Source organism: Methylorubrum sp. SL192, from assembly GCF_026672325.1.
Lineage (GTDB): Bacteria > Pseudomonadota > Alphaproteobacteria > Rhizobiales > Beijerinckiaceae > Methylobacterium > Methylobacterium extorquens.
Map to the genome: position 1 here is coordinate 4063973 of NZ_JAPPQV010000003.1, position 18117 is coordinate 4082089.

Annotated in this window: 14 protein-coding genes; 5 read left to right on the forward strand and 9 right to left on the reverse strand. The window is 69.7% G+C overall.

What is annotated here, in order from left to right:
- Positions 1 to 419: 419 nt before the first annotated feature.
- From OVA30_RS19615 to OVA30_RS19650, 8 genes are all read right to left on the reverse strand, one after another.
- Positions 420 to 2486, reverse strand: a complete 2067-nt coding sequence (locus OVA30_RS19615) for a YgiQ family radical SAM protein (RefSeq protein WP_268176489.1) — start codon at positions 2484 to 2486, stop codon at positions 420 to 422.
- A 122-nt stretch (positions 2487 to 2608) separates the two neighbouring features.
- The gene (gene mnhG / locus OVA30_RS19620) at positions 2609 to 2950 is read right to left on the reverse strand and encodes a monovalent cation/H(+) antiporter subunit G (RefSeq protein ID WP_003600883.1); all 342 of its coding nucleotides are present in this window, start codon (positions 2948 to 2950) and stop codon (positions 2609 to 2611) included.
- Positions 2947 to 3231, reverse strand: coding sequence for a K+/H+ antiporter subunit F (locus OVA30_RS19625; RefSeq protein WP_003600884.1), 285 nt, complete (start codon positions 3229 to 3231; stop codon positions 2947 to 2949). Before OVA30_RS19625 ends, mnhG begins: the two co-directional genes overlap by 4 nt.
- Positions 3228 to 3716 carry a Na+/H+ antiporter subunit E gene (locus OVA30_RS19630; protein WP_003600885.1) on the reverse strand — a complete coding sequence of 163 codons (489 nt, stop codon included), beginning with the start codon at positions 3714 to 3716 and terminating at the stop codon, positions 3228 to 3230. The genes OVA30_RS19625 and OVA30_RS19630 overlap by 4 nt, the downstream gene beginning before the upstream one ends.
- Positions 3713 to 5368 carry a monovalent cation/H+ antiporter subunit D gene (locus OVA30_RS19635; protein ID WP_268176492.1) on the reverse strand — a complete coding sequence of 552 codons (1656 nt, stop codon included), beginning with the start codon at positions 5366 to 5368 and terminating at the stop codon, positions 3713 to 3715. Before OVA30_RS19635 ends, OVA30_RS19630 begins: the two co-directional genes overlap by 4 nt.
- Positions 5365 to 5733, reverse strand: coding sequence for a Na+/H+ antiporter subunit C (locus OVA30_RS19640; RefSeq protein WP_003600887.1), 369 nt, complete (start codon positions 5731 to 5733; stop codon positions 5365 to 5367). Before OVA30_RS19640 ends, OVA30_RS19635 begins: the two co-directional genes overlap by 4 nt.
- Entirely contained in the window at positions 5733 to 8672 is a 2940-nt protein-coding gene (locus tag OVA30_RS19645; protein WP_268176493.1) for a monovalent cation/H+ antiporter subunit A, read from the reverse strand. The genes OVA30_RS19640 and OVA30_RS19645 overlap by 1 nt, the downstream gene beginning before the upstream one ends.
- Before the next feature lie 435 nt (positions 8673 to 9107).
- Positions 9108 to 9317, reverse strand: coding sequence for a hypothetical protein (locus OVA30_RS19650; protein ID WP_238507547.1), 210 nt, complete (start codon positions 9315 to 9317; stop codon positions 9108 to 9110).
- A 472-nt stretch (positions 9318 to 9789) separates the two neighbouring features.
- Here OVA30_RS19650 and OVA30_RS19655 point away from each other — a divergent pair, with 472 nt between their 5' ends.
- Genes OVA30_RS19655 through OVA30_RS19675 form a run of 5 tightly spaced genes read left to right on the forward strand, consistent with a single transcriptional unit; the run spans position 9790 to position 15099 of the window.
- Complete coding sequence (locus OVA30_RS19655) at positions 9790 to 11127, forward strand: nucleotide sugar dehydrogenase (RefSeq protein ID WP_268176495.1); 1338 nt, start codon at positions 9790 to 9792, stop codon at positions 11125 to 11127.
- Positions 11124 to 12095, forward strand: a complete 972-nt coding sequence (locus tag OVA30_RS19660) for an NAD-dependent epimerase/dehydratase family protein (protein ID WP_268176497.1) — start codon at positions 11124 to 11126, stop codon at positions 12093 to 12095. Before OVA30_RS19655 ends, OVA30_RS19660 begins: the two co-directional genes overlap by 4 nt.
- Positions 12096 to 12105: 10 nt before the next feature.
- Positions 12106 to 13044 carry a GDP-L-fucose synthase gene (gene fcl / locus OVA30_RS19665; RefSeq protein ID WP_268176498.1) on the forward strand — a complete coding sequence of 313 codons (939 nt, stop codon included), beginning with the start codon at positions 12106 to 12108 and terminating at the stop codon, positions 13042 to 13044.
- Positions 13037 to 13915 (forward strand): WecB/TagA/CpsF family glycosyltransferase, encoded by an 879-nt coding sequence (locus tag OVA30_RS19670; RefSeq protein WP_135298455.1) that lies wholly within the window; start codon positions 13037 to 13039, stop codon positions 13913 to 13915. The genes fcl and OVA30_RS19670 overlap by 8 nt, the downstream gene beginning before the upstream one ends.
- An 11-nt stretch (positions 13916 to 13926) precedes the next feature.
- Positions 13927 to 15099, forward strand: coding sequence for a glycosyltransferase (locus OVA30_RS19675; RefSeq protein ID WP_268176499.1), 1173 nt, complete (start codon positions 13927 to 13929; stop codon positions 15097 to 15099).
- A 447-nt stretch (positions 15100 to 15546) separates the two neighbouring features.
- Here the strand turns inward: OVA30_RS19675 and OVA30_RS19680 are convergent, their stop codons facing one another.
- A complete protein-coding gene (locus OVA30_RS19680) occupies positions 15547 to 18117 on the reverse strand; it encodes a condensation domain-containing protein (protein WP_442786112.1) in 2571 nt (856 codons plus the stop codon).

The window sequence follows — 18117 nt, forward strand, 5'->3', positions numbered from 1 at the left end:
GTGACGATCGGGCCAAGCTCGGTCATCCAAGGTGGCTCAGACTGCTGGCAAGCCGACGTTCCGGGGGCTTCGGTAGAACGGGAAAACAGGCCGCGACGACCTCCGCCACGGGCCGGCGGATGCTGGTCGATCCGGGCCTCGTCCTGCGCACCCCCGGCGACCACGCCCAGCGCGGGTTTCTCTCGTTCTACGCGAGCCGGGTGCGGAAGATGGCGGTGGCGCGGCTGCGGGGGTGACGGGTGCCGCCGGTGGAGGCTCGGCAAGAGGCGCTTCCGGCCAAGCCCCCTCATCTTCGGCTGCCGCCTCGCCACGCTCCCCGACGCAGGGCAAGACGTGGCCCTCTCCCCGCGCGCGGGGAGAGCGGAATCAACGGTTCCCGAAAACGATCATCCGGAAACCGTATCAGGCGCGTGAGGCCGTCACTTCCTGAACGGGACGCCCTTCGTGGTGAAACGCTGCCCGCCACCCGCGGCGCGTATGGGGCGCGGCTGGCCTCGTCCCTTGCCCACGCCTGAGCCCGTTCCCGGCGGCTGCGAGAACGGCACGAGCTGGTCCGGCCTCGGCCCGATGAGATCCGCACGGCCCATCTCGCGCAGCGCCTCGCGAAGCAGGGGCCAGTTCTCGGGGTCGTGGTAGCGCAGGAACGCCTTGTGCAGCCGCCGCTGCCGCAGGCCCTTGATCGCATCGACCGGCTCGCTTCCGCCGCGCCGCACGCCCTGCAGCGGGTTGATCTCGGTATGGTACATGGTCGTGGCCGTCGCCATGGGCGAGGGCAGGAAGGTCTGGACCTGATCGGCGCGGTAGTCGTTCTTCTTGAGCCAGAGCGCGAGGTTCAGCATGTCCTCGTCGGTCGTGCCCGGATGCGCCGCGATGAAATACGGGATCAGGTAGTACTTCTTGCCGGCCTTCTTGGCGGCGGCGTCGAACATCTCCTTGAAGCGGTCGTAGGTGCCGATGCCCGGCTTCATCATCAGGTCGAGGGGACCGCGCTCGGTGTGCTCGGGCGCGATCTTCAGACGGCCGCCGACATGGTGGGTCACAAGCTCCTCGACGTATTCGGGGCTTCGGACCGCGAGGTCGTAGCGCACGCCGGAGGCGACCATCACCTTCTTGACGCCCTTCACCTCGCGGACCTTGCGATAGAGCCGGATCAGGTCGTCGTGCGAGGTGTTGAGGTTGGGGCAGATGTCCGGGAAGACGCAGGACGGCAGCCGGCACGCCGCCTCGATCTTCGGGTCCTTGCAGGCCATCCGGTACATGTTCGCGGTCGGCCCGCCGACATCCGAGATCACGCCGGTGAAGCCCGGCGTCTTGTCGCGGATCCGCTCGATCTCGCGCAGGATCGAGCCCTCCGAGCGGTTCTGGATGACGCGGCCCTCGTGCTCGGTGATGGAGCAGAAGGTGCAGCCGCCGAAGCAGCCGCGCATGATCGTCACCGAGAACTTGATCATATCCCAGGCGGGGATCTTCGCGTCGCCGTAGGACGGGTGGGGCGCGCGGGCGTAGGGCAGGTCGTAGACCGCATCCATCTCGTCGCTGGTCAGCGGGATCGGCGGCGGGTTCAGCCACAGGTCGCGGTCGCCGTGGCGCTGGACGAGCGGGCGCGCGTTGCCGGGATTGGCCTCGCGGTGCAGCACGCGCGAGGCGCGGGCATAGGCCTCCTTGTCGTCCTTGACCTCGTCGTAGGCGGGGAGCCGGATCACGGTGTCGCCGGGCCGACGGGCGGCGGCCTCGTCCGTCGAGTCGAGATCGTCGGCGGGCAACTCGGTGTAATGCTCGGGCACGCGGCGGAACAGGGCCACACCCCGGACCGACTCGAGTTCGTGCGGCGCTTCGCCGGCCGCGAGGCGGTTCGCCACCTCGACCACGGCGCGCTCGGCATTGCCGTAGAGGAGCAGATCGGCTTTCGCGTCCGCCAGGATCGAGCGGCGCACCTTGTCGGACCAGTAATCGTAGTGGGCGATCCGGCGCAGTGAGGCCTCGATGCCGCCGAGCACGATCGGCACGTCCTTGTAGGCTTCGCGGCAGCGCTGCGTGTAGACGATTGTTGAGCGGTCCGGCCGCCGGCCGCCTTCCCCGCCGGCGGTGTAGGCGTCGTCATGGCGTAAGCGACGGTCCGCCGTGTAGCGGTTGACCATCGAATCGAGGTTGCCGCCGGTGACGCCGAAGAACAGGCGCGGCTTGCCCAGCGCCTTGAACGGCTCCGCCGACTGCCAGTCGGGCTGCGCGATGATGCCGACCCGGAACCCCTGCGCTTCGAGCAGCCGGCCGATGATCGCCATGCCGAAGCTGGGGTGATCCACGTAGGCGTCACCGGTCACCAGCACGATGTCGCAGGCGTCCCACCCGAGCGTCGTCATCTCGGCGCGGCTCATCGGCAGGAACGGCGCAGCCGTTCCAGGGGGCGGTTTGCAGGCCAAGGGCGCCACGGGAGCCAAGGGGGCTACGGGAGCCAAGGATCGCTCAGTTGAAGCTCGGAGTTCCATGGGGGCTATCCATAGGCTGCCAAGGCCGCGAGCTCAACGAAGAGCAAGCGGGCCATCCGTCGCCCCTCGATCCCGACCCGCTGCGACGCGCGGGCCCGGCGCTGGCGCTCAACCGAAAAACATCACGGCTCGGGTGGGGCCTTCGGGTTCTTCTCGGTGCGGTCGCGGTGGGCGGCGGCGCGGGCCAGCAGCAGCATCGTCACCGGTGTGGTGATGGTGATGAACAGGCCGATCAGCACGTCGCGCAGGACGATGTGGCCCTCGATCAGCGACAGCAGCAGCATCGAGCCGGCTAGGATCAGGAAGGCGCCGAGCGTGGCCCCGAGCGTCGGGGCGTGGACGCGCTCGTAGAAGGTCTTCAGGCGGATGAGCCCGAGCGCGCCCGTCAGCGAGAAGCCGGCGCCACCGAGCGCCAGCGCCACAACGATCCAGGCCGCCCAGGCGGGCAGGTCGGCGCCGGTCACTGGATCACCTCGCCCTGCATCAGGAACTTGGCGAGCGCCACGGTGGCGGTGAAGCCGATCATGCCAAGGATCAGCGCGCCCTCGAAATAGAGGCCGCTGCCGGTGCGCATGCCGTGGACGACGATCGCCAGCATGCCGTTGAGGTAGAGCGTGTCGAGGCCAAGGATGCGGTCCTGAGCGCGGGGGCCGCGCAGCATCCGCCACGCGGCCAGCGCCATCGCCAGCACCAGCATGCCTTGGGCGAGGCCGAGGCCCCAATCGAGGACGGTAGCGGCGCTCACGCGAAGATCTCCATCAGGGGGCGCTCGTAGCGGTCCTTGACGCGGCGGACCCAGCCCTCGCTGTCGGTGTCGTCGAGAAGGTGCATCAGCAGGCGCCCGGTATGGGAATCGTACTGGACCCAGAGGGTGCCGGGCGTGGCGGTCAGGATGATCGACAGCACCGACAAGCCGAACGGCGTCGTCATGTCGAGGGGGACCGAGACGAAGCCGGTGCGCCGCTCGCCGCGATGCAGGCCGAGGATGATCTTGGCCACATCGATGTTGGAGCGCAGCATGTCGTAGAGGACGGTGAACAGCAGCCGCACGGCGAGACCGGGGCGGCGGACCCGCACCGGTCTGGGGCGCAGCGCCCGCATCACCGCCGGCACGGTCAGCCCGACGAGGAGCGCGAGCAGAACGTTGCCGGGCGTCGGCGGCGCGTTCAGCAGCAGCCACATCAGGACGAGGCCGGCGGAGAGGAAGGGGTGGGGCAGAAGCGCGTTCATGGCCTTGCTCCCGCTGCACCGTTGCCTACGCTGCTCTTGCCTGCGCTGCTTTTGCCCGCTTCACCTCTGCCCGAATCGAGGACGGCGCGGACGTAGTCCTGCGGCTGCGACAGCCAGCGCACGGTGGCCTCGCTATAGGCGAGCGCCGGCCCGCCCCACAGCGCGAGCGCAATGCAGGCCGCGAGCAGGACGCTGAGGCTTGCGAGTTCCGGCGTCCGCATCGTCGGCGGCGGGTCGTCATGGGGCACCCACAGGCTGAAGATGCCGAGCCGCACCAGGGGAATCAGGGTGCCGAGGCTGGAGAGCGTGAGCGCGGCGATCAGCCACCAAGCCGAGGCGGTCATGGTGGTGGAGGCGAGCCCCGAGAACATCGCCAGCTTGCCGACGAAGCCCGAGAGCGGCGGGATGCCGGCGAGCATCAGCGTGCAGAGCAGGAAGCCGCTGCTGAGAATCGCCACTGCCGCGGGGATCGCCCGGCCGACCTCGACGGCGTCGGCATCGTCGAAGGGATCGCGGTACTCGTCGGCGAAGACGGGTTGGGCTGCATCCGCCGGGTCGCGGGCACGCTGCAGGATCTCGGCCAGCAGGAACAGGGCGCCGGCCGCGCAGGTCGAGCCGACGAGATAGTAGAGCGCGCCGGAGAGCGCCGCCGCGCTGCCGGTGCCGAGTGCTGCCAGCACCGTGCCCGACGAGATCATCACCGCGTAGCCCGCCGCCCGCGTCAGATGGCGCGCGGCCAGGATGCCGAACGTGCCGAAGGCGATGGTCGCGAGGCCGGTGACGAGGATCCAGCTCTGGCCGAACCCTGCCGAGCTGCCGTCCCCGAACAGGAGAAGGCTGAGGCGGATCACGACGTAGACGCCGACCTTGCTCAGGATCGCCAGGATCGCCGCCGCGGGGGCGGTGGCGGCGGAATAGGTGGTCGGCAGCCAGAAGCCGAGGGGCCAGGCGCTGCACTTGATGAGGAAGGCGATGCCAAGCACGGCGCAGCCGACCTCGAACAAAGCGGCTTCGGCCGGAGGGCTCGCGAGCCGCCGGGCGAGGTCGGCCATGTTGAGCGTGCCCATCGTGCCGTAGATCAGGCTGACACCGATGAGGAAGAACAGCGAGGCGACGAGGTTGACGGCGATGTAGCCGAGGCCCGCCCGGATGCGGGTCTCGCCCGAGCCGTGCAGGACGAGGCCGTAGGAGGCCGCCAGCATCACCTCGAAGAACACGAACAGGTTGAACACGTCGCCAGTGAGGAAGGCGCCGTTCACCCCCATCAGCAGCAGCAGGAACAGGCCGTGGAAGCGCGGGCCGGCCCGGCCCCAGCGGGCGAAGGAGAAGACCAGGGCGGCAAGCCCCAGCACGCTCGCCAGCGTCAGCATCACCGCCGAGAGCCGGTCGGCCACCAGCACGATGCCGTAGGGCGCCGCCCAGTTGCCGAGTCGGTAGACCTCTGGCGCCTCGGCCGCCCGGCCGACGAGGGCGAGGGCGATGCCGAGCAGCACCAGCACGGTGGCGAGACTGATCGCCGACTTCAGGCGGTGGCGCCGCTCGTCCATCAGAAACATGACACCGGCCGCGGCGATCGGCAGCACGATCGGCAGGACGACGAGATGATCGGACCACAGGACCGCGCCGGGGCCGCTCAGGAGGGGCGCGTTCATGGATGCGGGTTCTCCGGCGTGGGTTCGGCGTGATGCGGCTCCCGGCCGTCGACGTGATCGCTGCCGGTGATGCCGCGGGCCGCGAGCAGCACCACGAGGAAGAGGGCGGTGAGCGCGAAGCTGATCACCAGGGCGGTAAGCACGAGCGCCTGCGGCACCGGATCATCGACCGAGACGGTCTCAGGCCCGGCCCCGAGCACCGGCGGCGCGCCGACGGTGAGCCGGCCCATGGCGAAGATGAACAGGTTGACGGCGTAGCTCAGCAGGGAGAGCCCGAGCGCCACCTGGAAGGTGCGCGGGCGCAGCATCAGCCACACGCCGGAGGCGGCGAAGACGCCGATTCCGGCCGACAGCACGATCTCCATTACGCCGTCTCCTCGCCGGCTTGTTCGGCATCCAGTTCGGCCTCCGCCTCCGCGCTGCGGGTGCGGCGCAGGGATTGGTGGGCGAGCGCCACCAGCATCAGCGCGCTCGCGCCCACCACCAGCACCATGATCCCGAGATCGAACACCAGGGCGCTCGCCGCCGGGACCTTGCCGAGCAGCGGCAGCTCCCAATAGGCGAAATAGGCGGTGAGGAAGGGCCGCCCGAACGCCCACGAGGCCGCCCCGGCGCCCACCGCGATGAGCAGGCCGAGACCGATCCACGAGATCGGCTGGATGCGCAGGCGCTCCTCCACCCACCGCGCGCCGCAGGCCATGTATTGCAGGATGAAGGCGATGGTGAGCGCGATGCCCGCCGCGAAGCCGCCGCCGGGCAGGTCGTGGCCGCGCAGGAACAGGTGCAGCGACAGCAGCACGATGAACGGGAACAGCCACGTCATCACCACCCGCGGCACCATCAGGGCGTCGGCGGTGGTGTCGCCGGGTTTGCGGCCCTCGCGGGCGCGGTCGTAGGCGTCGTGATGGTGCTGCTGCTTGGGGCGCTCCAGGCTGTCGGGCGCCGGGCGGAAGCGGCGCAGCAACGCGAACACGGTCAATCCGACGATGCCGAGCACCGAGATCTCGCCCAGCGTGTCGAAGGCGCGGAAATCGACCAGCAGCACGTTGACGACATTGCGCCCGCCCGCCTGCGGATAGGCCTCCTCGATGAACCAGCGCGCGATGCCGTCGCCGGCCGGGCGGGTCATCACGGCGTAGGCGAGGCCGGCGAGACCCAGCCCGGCAAAGCTGGCGATGCAGAGATCGACGAGGCGGCGGCGGCGGGCCCGCGCCTTCTCGGCGGCGGGCGCGGGAATCGCCCGGTCGCGCTTGGGCAGCCAGCGCAGGCCCAGCAGCAGCATGACGGTGGTGACGATCTCAACGAGGATCTGCGTCACCGCTAGATCCGGCGCCGAGAGCCAGAGGAAGGTCAGGCTGCTGACGAGCCCGGCCCCGCCGACGAAGATCGTGGCCGAGAGGCGATGATACTTCGCCCGCTCCGCCGCACCGATCGCGCAGGCGCCGCCGACGAGCCACATCAGCGCGAAGGCGGGATCGAACGGCGTGAGCCGGCCAAGCGCGAAGAGGTCGAGCTCGCGGGCGACGCCGGTCGCCAGCGCAGCGAGCAGGGCGGCGAGGAACAGGATGCGCAATTGCGGCTGGAGCCGCTCGGCGCCGAAGGCCCGTTCCAGCAGGCGGGCGCCCTTCGTCAGCCCGGTCATCACGCGCTCGAACACCCAGCCGCCGTCGAGGCGGTCCATCAGCCAGGGGCCGCCGCGGGGGTTGGTGTTGATGCGCTTTCCGAACAGGACGTAGAGCAGCACGCCGCCGACGAGGGCGATCATGCTGAGCGCCAGCGGTGCGTTGAAGCCGTGCCAGATCGCGAGGCTGTAGGTCGGGGTCTCCGCGCCGAACACTGCACTCACCGCCCGCTCCAGGGCCGGGCCGATGGTGAGGTTCGGGACGAGGCCGATGGCGATGCAGGCGAGCACCAGCATCTCGATCGGGATGCGCATCCACCGCACCGGCTCGTGCGGCGTCTTCGGCAGGTCGTGCGGGGGCGGGCCGAAGAAGGTCTGGCGGATGAAGCGCAGCGAGTAGAGCATGGTGAAGGCGCTCGCCAGCGTCGCCAGCACCGGCAGGGCGATATGAATCGGGTGGTCGCCCATGTTGTCGACCGCCTCGGAGAGGAACATCTCCTTCGAGAGGAAGCCGTTGAGCAGCGGCACGCCGGCCATTGCCGCGGCGGCGACCATGGCGAGCGTGCCGGTATAGGGCATCGCCCGCCACAGGCCGGAGAGGCGGCGCATGTCGCGCGTGCCGGTCTCGTGGTCGATGATGCCCACCGCCATGAACAGCGAGGCCTTGAAGGTCGCGTGGTTCACCGTGTGGAAGATCGCGGCGACCACTGCGAGCGGCGAGTTGAGGCCGAGCAGCAGCGTGATCAGCCCGAGATGGCTGATGGTCGAGTAGGCGAGCAGACCCTTCAGGTCGTGCTGGAAGATCGCGCTCCACGAGCCGATCAGCAGGGTCGCCATGCCGGCGCTGCCGACGATCCAGTACCACGCGTCGGTGCCCGCGAGCACCGGCCACAGGCGGATCATCAGGAAGATGCCGGCCTTCACCATGGTGGCCGAGTGCAGGTAGGCGCTGATCGGCGTCGGCGCCGCCATCGCCCGCGGCAGCCAGATGTGGAACGGGAACTGCGCCGACTTGGTGAGCGCGCCCATGAGCACCAGCACCAGGGCCGGCAGGTAGAGCGGGCTGTTGCGGATCGTGTCGCCCGAGGCCAGCACGGTGGCCAGATCGTAGCTGCCGACGATGCGTCCGATCAGCACCGTCCCGACGAGCAGACACAGGCCGCCCGCCGCGGTGATGGTGAGCGACATCCGCGCGCCGTCACGGGCCGCGGCGTTGTCGTACCAGTAGCCGATCAGCAGGAACGAGACGATGCTCGTCAATTCCCAGAACAGGACGAGCTGGATCAGGTTGCCGGAGAGAACGATGCCGAGCATCGCGCCGACGAAGGCGAGAAAATAAGAGAACAGCCGCGGCACCGGGTCGGCGGCGGCCATGTAGTAGCGCGCGTAGAGCACCACCAGCGCGCCGATGGCGAGCACCAGCACCGCGAACAGCCAGGCGAGCCCGTCGAGCCGCAGGACGAGGTTGACGCCGAGGCTCGGCAGCCACTCGACCGCGTGGACGACGGTGCCGCCCTCGGCCAGTTGCGGCGTGAGCGCGAGGATGCAGCCGAGGCTGGCCAGGGTCACGAACCCGGCGAGCACGGCCGCGGCGGTGCGCGCATGACTCGGCAGGGCGCCCGTGAGCACGGAGCCCGCGAAGGGGAGGATCGCGGCGGCGGCGAGAAAAGCGTTGGACGACATCAACCCTGGCGAGATGCAGGCGCGGGAGCGGCCTGAAGGACGAAAGGGGACCGCGCGTGAGAGTGATACGGTTTCCGCTCGATTCGAAGCGGGAAGCGTATCGCCCAGCCTGCGCAGCGCTCGAGCGAAGCCCCAATCCGCTATCCCTATGGGATCGTCGGAATTTGGGTTGAGACCACTCGCCCTGGTGGGCGTGGCACTCGCTGATGCACTTAAGGCATGTCCGGCGGTTCGACCGCAAGGGAATGGCGAGGAAAAGGCGAAATCGGCCCGATGGTTGCGCGGCGTGAGAATCCACACCTTGTCCCCGAACGCACCTTGATGCGGAGGTGACGCCGGTGGGCAACCGCGGCGCCATCCTCACGGTCTCTCACAAAACGCGCTGCTTTGACCGACCCGAGGCCGTCCGGCGGCCGGGCGTTTGCTGAGCCCTCCTCAGAGCGGGAAGGCCGACAGCGCCTGTTCGAGCGCGCGCCGTGCCATCTGCCGCGCGGCGGCCTCCGTCTGCGTTTCGGATTCGATGGCGGGCACCCGGACCGTCGCCGAGACCTCGACGATGTCGCGTCCCGCGTCCGGCCGGCCGAACAGAACCCGCACCACCACCTGCCGCCGGCCGTCGATCACGTCCTGCGTTTCCTGGGTCATCCGAACCGGCATCCGCGTCTCCCTCCAAGCCGGCGGCGCCCGATGCGCCCCACCGTCTCCGGCAGGACGAACGAAGCGCGGCGTGAAGCGTTGCTTGGGCGGCGCCGGGGCGGGCTGAGGCTATGGGCCGCGCGGGCGCAGTGGGATTGAAACGGCGCGGCGGGTGAACGGATCGCGATCCCCGCCCCGGCCGACCCGACAAAGATCAGATGCTCCGCCCGCCGGACTCCGTCCGTTGACCGTCGAAAGTCCCGAAATCTTCGCGCGACGAACTCTAAGTGTCCGCTGACGGGCCGTTGATCCCGTTTTGATACGATTTTCCGCAGGCACAGGCTTTGCTGAACTGGTCACAGTTCAATCCCGACGGTTTCGGCCGTCCCGGGGTGGAGCGGTGACGGGCGAGCGCTTGCGCCGTGCCGGATTCCCAATCGGGTCAGAGATTCCGACGATCGATCACAGACGGGACCAAGTTATGGACGCCAGAAAAGCTCCCAACGTCGTCATCATCGGTCTCGGTTATGTCGGCCTGACCCTGTCCGTCGCCCTGGCCCGCCGCGGTGTTCAGGTCTACGGCATCGAGAAGCGGGCCGACGTCGTCGAAAAGACCAATGCCGGCGTGCCGCATTTCGCCGAAGTGGGGCTTCAGGCCGCCCTCGCCGACGTCGTGAAGAAGGGCCGCTTCGTCGCGAGCACCACGACGCACGATGTGCCGCGGGCCGAGTACTACATCATCACGGTGGGCACCCCGCTCTATCCCGGCTCGCACGAGCCGCGCCTCGATATGATCGAGGAGGCGACCCGCGAGGTGGCCGAGCACTTCACCGAGGGTGCCACGGTGATCCTGCGCTCGACCGTGCGGATCGGCACGACGACGGGCGTGGTCAAGCCGATCCTCGACCGCACCGGCACGCCCTACCACCTCGCGATGTGCCCCGAGCGGACGCTCGAAGGCGACGCGATGCGCGAACTCATCAACCTGCCGCAGATCGTCGGCGGTGAGACGCCGGACGCGTCCGATGCGGCCGCCGCCCTGTTCAGCCGCCTGACCCACACCATCGTCCGGGTCGCGAGCCCGGAGACGGCGGAGATGATCAAGCTCGTCGACAACACCTCGCGCGACGTCCACTTCGCCTTCGCCAACGAGGTTGCGCGGGCCTGCGACGCGCTTGGCATCAACGCCAACGACGTGATCCGCTACGGCAAGCTCGGCTACACCCGCACCAATGTCGCCGCGCCGGGCCTCGTCGGCGGTCCCTGCCTGGAGAAGGATCCGCACATCCTGCTCTCCTCGGTCTCGAGCCAGGGCGTGAACCTCGAGATCACCGCGGCCTCCCGCCTCGTCAACGAGCGCCAGCCGGCGGAGACGGTGGGCAGCCTCGTCGAGCGGCTGCGGGCGCGCCGCGCCGGACCGTTCAAGGCGGTGGTCGCCGGCCTCGCCTTCAAGGGTCGCCCGGAGACCGACGACTTGCGCGGGTCGATGTCGCTCCACGTCATCCGCGAGATGATGGCGACCGAGCAGTTTTCGGAAATCCGCGTCTATGACGGCGTGGTGCCGATGGACCACATCCGGGCGATCTCGTCGGGGCTGACGCCCTACGACAGCCTCGCCGCCGCCTGCGAGGGCGCCGACGTCCTCGTGATCGCCAACAACCATCCGGAATATTCGAAGATCGATCTGGAAACGATCATCGGTACGATGTCGGACGACGCCTTCGTCTACGATTACTGGAACAACCTCAGCGAGATGCCGGCGGAGGTTCTGGAAAATCGCTACGTCACCGTGGGCAACCTCGTGGGTAAGTTTCAATGAGCAGACTGGCTGTCACCGGGGCGGGCGGATTCATCGGCGCCCACCTCACCCGCGCGCTCCTGGCCGAGGGGCACGAGGTCGTCGCGATCGACAACTACATCCGCGGACAGGCCTCGCGGCTCGCCAACGCCCAGGGCGCGATCGAGCGCGTGACGCTCGACGTGCGCGACAAGGATGCGCTGGTCGAGGCGCTCCGGGGCGTCGAATGCGTGTTTCATCTGGCCGCCGTCAACGGCACGGAGAACTTCTACACGCAGCCGCAACTCGTGCTCGATGTCGGCGTGCGCGGCGCGCTTGCCGTCTCCGAAGCCTGCATCGAGGCCGGTGTGCCCGATCTCGTCGTCGCCTCCTCGGCGGAGGTTTACCAGACCCCGCGCGTGGTGCCGACGGACGAGACCATCGAGATGGTGATCCCCGACTCGCTCAACCCGCGCTACTCCTACGGCGGGTCGAAGCTGATCTCGGAACTGATCGCCTTCAACTATTGCCGCGACAAGTTGCGCAAGGTCCAGGTCTTCCGCCCGCACAACATCTACGGGCCGGATATGGGCTGGAAGCACGTCGTGCCGCAGCTCATCGAGAAGATCGTCGCGGCCGGTGACGGCGGATCGATCACGCTCCAGGGCGACGGCAGCGAGACCCGCGCCTTCTGCTACGTCAGCGACGTCGTCGACGGCATCGTCCGGATGTGGCGCGACGGCGAGAGCATGAACGTCTACCATATCGGCTCGATGGAGGAGGTCGCGATCCGCGATCTCGCCCGGATCACCGCAGAGGCGCTCGGCACCCGCGTCGAGCTGATCGCCGGAGCGGCCGCAGCCGGGGCGACGCCGCGCCGCTGCCCCGACATCGGCAAGATGCAGGCGATCGGCTACGCGCCGAGCGTCTCCCTGGTCCAGGGCATCGAGCGCACGGTCGCGTGGTACCGCGAGAACCCGGCGCCGACCGATTCCAACCCGCTTCTGTAGGGGCCGACCGATGCACAGCTTGGCGGGCAAGACCGTCTTCGTCGCCGGACATCGCGGCCTCGTCGGCAGCGCCTTGGTACGGCGTTTGAAGGGTGAGGATTGCGAGGTCCTCACCGCGACGCGGGCGGAACTCGACCTGTGCGATCAGGCCGCCGTGCGGGCCTGGATGCGGGAGCGGCGGCCGGACGCGGTGTTCCTGGCCGCGGCCAAGGTCGGCGGGATCCTGGCCAACGCGACCTATCCGGCCGACTTCCTCTACGAGAACCTGATGATCGAGGCCAACGTCATCGAGGCGGCGTTCCGCGAAGATGTCGGCAAGCTGCTGTTCCTCGGATCGAGCTGCATCTACCCGAAATTCGCCGAACAGCCGATCGTCGAGTCGAGCCTGCTCACGGGATCGCTGGAACCGACCAACGAGTGGTACGCGGTCGCCAAGATCGCCGGGATCAAGCTGGCCCAGGCCTATCGCCAGCAGCACGGCCGCGACTTCATCTCGGCCATGCCGACCAATCTGTACGGGCCGGGCGACAATTTCGACCTCAATTCCAGCCACGTCCTGCCGGCCCTGATCCGCAAGGCGCACGAGGCCAAGCGCTCCGGCGCCAAGGAGATGGTGATCTGGGGCACCGGTTCGCCGCGCCGTGAGTTCCTGCACGTCGATGACTGCGCCGACGCCTGCGTGCACCTGATGAGGACCTATTCGGAGGCCGAGCACGTCAATGTCGGCTCGGGCGAGGACATCCCGATCTACGACCTGACCCGCCTCGTCTGCGAGGTCGTCGGGTTCGAGGGCGAGATCGTCCGCGATCCGAGCAAGCCCGACGGCACCCCGCGCAAGCTGATGTCGGCGGACAAGCTGCGTTGCCGCGGCTGGGCGCCGAAGGTGCCGCTGCGGGACGGTATCGCCGCGACCTATGCGTGGTTCCAGGAGCATGTCGCCCATGGCTGAGATCGAGGGAAGCCTGTCCATGAGCGACGCCGTGGCCATCCCGGCCTCCGGGCCCTACGCACTCCGGATCAACCGGAACGACCCCTACCTCGTCCAGGCGGACGGGCCGGCGGCGCATCGTCTCCCGGCGACCCGCATCCTCGGCGTGCCGGTGAGCGTCATCGACATGCCGTTCGCTGTCCGCACCCTCATCGGCTGGGCGCGGGCGCGGCGCACCAGCATGATCTGCGTGCGCGACGTGCACGGCATCATGTGCGCTCAGGACCAGCCCGATCTGAGGGCCGCGCACGAGCGGGCCAGCATGATCACCCCGGACGGCGCGCCGCTCACGATCATCAGCCGGTTCTTCCGGGCGCACGGCACCGGCCGCGTGCCGGGCCCCTCGCTGATGGAGGAGATGTTCGCGGCCACCCAGAACACCGGCATCCGCCACTATCTCTACGGCGGCAAGGAGGGCGTGGCCGAGCAGGTCGCGTCGAATTTCGCCCGCAAGTATCCCGGCACCGAAGTCTGCGGCCTCGCTTGCCCGCCCTTCGGCGCCGTCGCGCCCGATCTCGACGCGCGGCTCACCGATGCAATCAAGGCGGCCGAGCCGCACATCGTCTGGGTCGGCATGTCGACGCCCAAGCAGGACATCTGGATGAACGATCACCTCGATCGTTTGCCGGGCATGGTGCTGATCGGGGTCGGTGCCGCCTTCGATTTCCATTCCGGAGCGGTCAAGCGTGCGCCGAAACTCATGCAGGTGCTCGCCCTCGAATGGCTGCACCGGCTCCTGAGCGAGCCCCGGCGGCTGTGGCGGCGCTATCTCGTCATGGCGCCCGTCTTCCTGTGGAAGATCGCGCGCCAACCCGAGCCGCGCCGGTCGTAAGGAGCCCTCTGTTGCGCGTCCTCATCGTCCACAACCACTACCAGATCCGGGGCGGCGAGGACGCGGTGGTGGAGCACGAGGCCGCGGCCCTGGCCGCGGCCGGCTGCACGGTCGAGACCCTGGCCTTCCACAACGACGAGATCCGCACGCCGCTGGACCGCCTGCGCACAGCGTTCGAGGCGCCGCACGCGCCCCGCGGCATCGCCCGCGTGGTCGCGGCGGTGGAGCGCTTCCGGCCGGACGTAGTCCACGCCCACAACACCTTCCCCCTGGTCTCGCCCGCCATGCACGGGGTGGTGCGGGCGCTCGGCCCGGTGACCGTGCAGACACTGCACAATTTCCGCCTCGCCTGCGCCGGGGCGATGCTGATGCGCGACGGCGCGCCCTGCGAGATCTGCCTCACCGGCTCCTCCTACGCGGCGGTGCGCCACGGCTGCTACCGCGGCTCGCGGCTCGGCACGTTCGCCGTGGCGCGGATGATCGACCGGCACCGCCGCACCGGCACCTGGACGCGGGACGTCGATGCCTTCGTCGCGCTGACCGAGTTCGCCCGCGGTCGCTTCATCGCGGCGGGTTTGCCGGCGCAGCGTATCTTCGTGAAGCCCAACGGCCTGCCCGATCCGGGGCCGCCGAAGGAGGGCCCGCGCGAGGGCATCCTCTTCGCCGGCCGCCTCAGCCCCGAGAAGGGCGTCGAGATCCTGAAGGGAGCCGGCGCGCTCCTTACCGCGCCGGTCGATGTCGCGGGCGAAGGGCCGCTGCGGGAGATGCTGGAGGGGGCACCGGGCCTCAACCTGCTCGGCGCCCTGCCCCGCGCAGAGATGCGGGCGCGGATGGGCCGGGCCGTCGCCCTCGTCGTGCCCTCGCTCTGGTACGAGGGTCTGCCGATGGTCGTGGCCGAGGCTTACGCCGCAGGCACGCCGGTCATCGCCTCGCGGATCGGTGCGCTCGCCGGTCTCGTCGAGGACGGCGTGACGGGTCTGCTGGTGACGCCGGGCGACCCGGCCGACCTCGCCCAGGCCATCGAGCGGTTGCGCGCCCGGCCGGAGGAAGCCCGACAGATGGGTGTGGCCGCCCGTGCCGCCTATTTGCGCGACTGGACCGAGACGGCGACGACCGCCACGCTGCTGACGGTCTATCGCTCGGCGCTCGCGGCACGGATGCGGGACGGGCGCGCCATCGCCTGAGGACGCGCGGCTTATCGGGGTACGAGCAAGTCCGCGGATGGGGCCCGACCTCATCCCTGATCCGGTCGATCCCTTCGGCATGACGGATCCGGGTTTCGCTCGAGCGGCGCGCCGGCCGAGCGTGACACTTCCCGCTTGGATCGAACGGACACCGTATCGCGTCGCTAATCGAACGACCGGTAGCGCAACCTCTGCTTTTCGAGTTCGGGCACCACCTGCTCGGGTTCGAGGCCGTCGTCGTAGGGAGCGTTCTTGAGCTCATGCAGAAGGAACAGCATTGCGAGAAGTCCGACGCCGATCGCTCCACAGATCACCAACGACAGGCCCGTCATCGCTCCCCCATGCACCGCCCGCTGCTTATTAACCTAAATTACTATCGGCCGAAAAAGGATTGCAAGAGGATCGAGGCTCGCCCAATGCGTGTGCGGCGAAGTGCGGCAGATCGGATCACCGGCACGCCATCAGGCTGATCTTGGCCGCCATCACCCGGCAGCCGGCGGGAGAAAACGCGCCCTCGTGGCCGAAGCCCGGAACACTCACGCTTTCGCAGTTCTCGGCATAGGCCCGCCAGCCGAGCATCGGGTCGAGCGCGGGGCCGACCGGAACACTCTCACTGCGGACGATCAGCACCGACCCGGGATGGGGGCGCGGCTTGTAGGCCAGGGCGAGCGCGTCGAGTTCGTCGGTCACCTGCCAGAACGCGTCCTCCGGGCTCGGGGCGGCGAGCCCCACCCGGTTCAGGGCGCGCCGCAACCCGCGCCAGGCGCGATGCGAGCGGAACCAGAGATGGGCCCGCGAGCCGAGGTAGCCGATGCCGTCGCGGCGGACGTGGCGGATGAGCGCGGCGAGCCGGCCGCGCCGGTAGGCCGCCATCACCCGCATGCGCGCGAGCGGCTTGAAGCGCCTGATATAGCCGGGCTCCCAGCAATCGATCAGGACGACGAGGGCGACGTCCCGGCCGCCCTGCGCGAACTGCCGGGCGATCTCGAAGGCGAGGACGCCCGAGCGGCAGAACCCGACGAGGCGGATCGGCCCTTGCGGCTGCGCGGCGTCGATCGCGTCGCGATAGGCGCCGGCCAGCCGCTCCAGGGTTTCCTCGTGGGGCGGAACCCGGCTTTCCAGTTGCAGCGTCGCGAAGGGATGGTCCGCCCCCAGGGCCTCGGACAGGGGCCGGTAGAGTTCCTGATCCGCCGCGGCGTGGTGGATCGCGGTGAAGCCGGGCCGCGCCTGCGCCGTCGGCTCCTGAAGCGCGCGGTGCCGCACGCCCGCCGCCGCCTCGCCGCCGAGGAAGGCGCAGAGCCGCGCGACTGTGCCCGCCTCGAAGAACGACCAGAGCGGAACGGTTCGGCCCGTCGCCGCCTCGATCCGGGCGACGACGCGGGCGGCCAGCAGCGAGTGCCCGCCCGCCGCGAAGAAATCCTCGTCGTCGGACAGGTCGGGGCGGCCGAGCATCTCCTGCCAGATCGTGCGTATCGTCGGCAGAAGGTCGCCCGCCGCCTCGCCCGCCGAGGGGGGCGCCGTCTCGGGCGCAGGTGCCGCATCCGGCGTCGCCCGCGCGGCCGTCTCCTCCACCTCCGGCTGTCCCGCTTCCCGGGATGCCTGTTCACGCTCGTCCGCGACCCCTCCCCCGCCTCTTCCCAGGGGGGCCGGATCGGGCAGCCGCGCCCCGACCGCCGCGCGGGCGGCCTGCTCGAAATCCGCGAGCAGGCCGGCGACGGTCTCCGCCGCGTAGAGGCCGGCATCGTACTCGCAGATCAGGCGCCAGCCGGCCTCGCCCGGCGCGAGTTCGAGATCGAGGTCGAAGAAGCTGCCGGTGGCGGCGTAGTCGAGATCGACGAGGCGGATCGGGGCCGGCTCCCCAACTGACGACCCGCCGGACGGCGTCGCCTGGGGCGTCGGCCGCATCCGGACGTTGACCGAGACCAGCGGCGGCCGCAGCCCGTCGCGGCAGGGCGCCAGCGCCTGCACCACCCGGTCGAAGGGAGCGAGCGCGTGATCGCAGGCGTCGAGGATCGTCCGGCGCGTCGCCGCCAGCCGCTCGGCGAAGCTCTGCTCCGCCTCGACATGAGTCCGGAGCACGAGCGTGTTCACGAAGGTGCCGACGACCCCTTCCAGCTCGATCTCGTCGCGCCCCAGCACCTGCGTGCCGATGGCGATGTCGCCGCGCCCGGTGCGTGCGCTCAGGAGCCCGAACAGGATCGTGCAGGCAAGGACGAAGGGGGTCGCGCCCTGCGCCCGCGCGTACACTTCCATGCGCGCACCGAGATCGGCGGAGAGCGGGCGGGTCTCGGCGGCGAAACGGCGCTCCCGGCCGGGGCGGCGGGGATGGTCCGGCGGCAGCTCGAACGGGGTGAGATCGCGCAACGACTGCGCCCAGAAGGCGAGGTCGCGTTCCGCCGCCTCGGCGAGGGCCGGGGAGATCTCCCATTCCGCGAAGTCGGCATAGTGCAGGGCCGCAGGCGCCAGAGCCGGTGTCTGTCCCCGGATAAGGGCGCCGTAGATCGCGACGAATTCGCGGGCCAGCACCACCATCGACCAGCCGTCGCAGATGCTGTGATGGGCGGTGACGAGCAGCAGGGAATCGCCGCGCCCGAGCCGCAGCAGCGTCACCCGCACGAGCGGCGCGCGGGCCAGATCGAAGGGCTTCCCGGCCTCCGACTCGGCGATCGCGCGCGCCTCGCCGAGGCGGTCGCCGGGCAGGCCGGAGAGGTCGATTTCGGAGAAGGCCAGCGGCACCGTTCCGGCGATCCGCTGCACCGGCCGCCCGCCCTCCCCGACGATCGACGTGCGCAAAGCCTCGTGCCGGTCGAGCAGGAGGCGGAAGGCGCGTGTGAGGATCTCGGCATCGAGCCGTCCGGCGATGCGCCAGCGGGCGGCGACGTGCAGGCTCGGATCGCCCGGCCTCAACTGGTCGAGCAGCCAGAACCGCGTCTGGCTGTGGGAGCAGCGGGCCGTGAAGGCGTCGCCGCCGTGAACCTCGCCGGTCATGGCCGGCGATTCCTGCGTGAAATGCCGCAT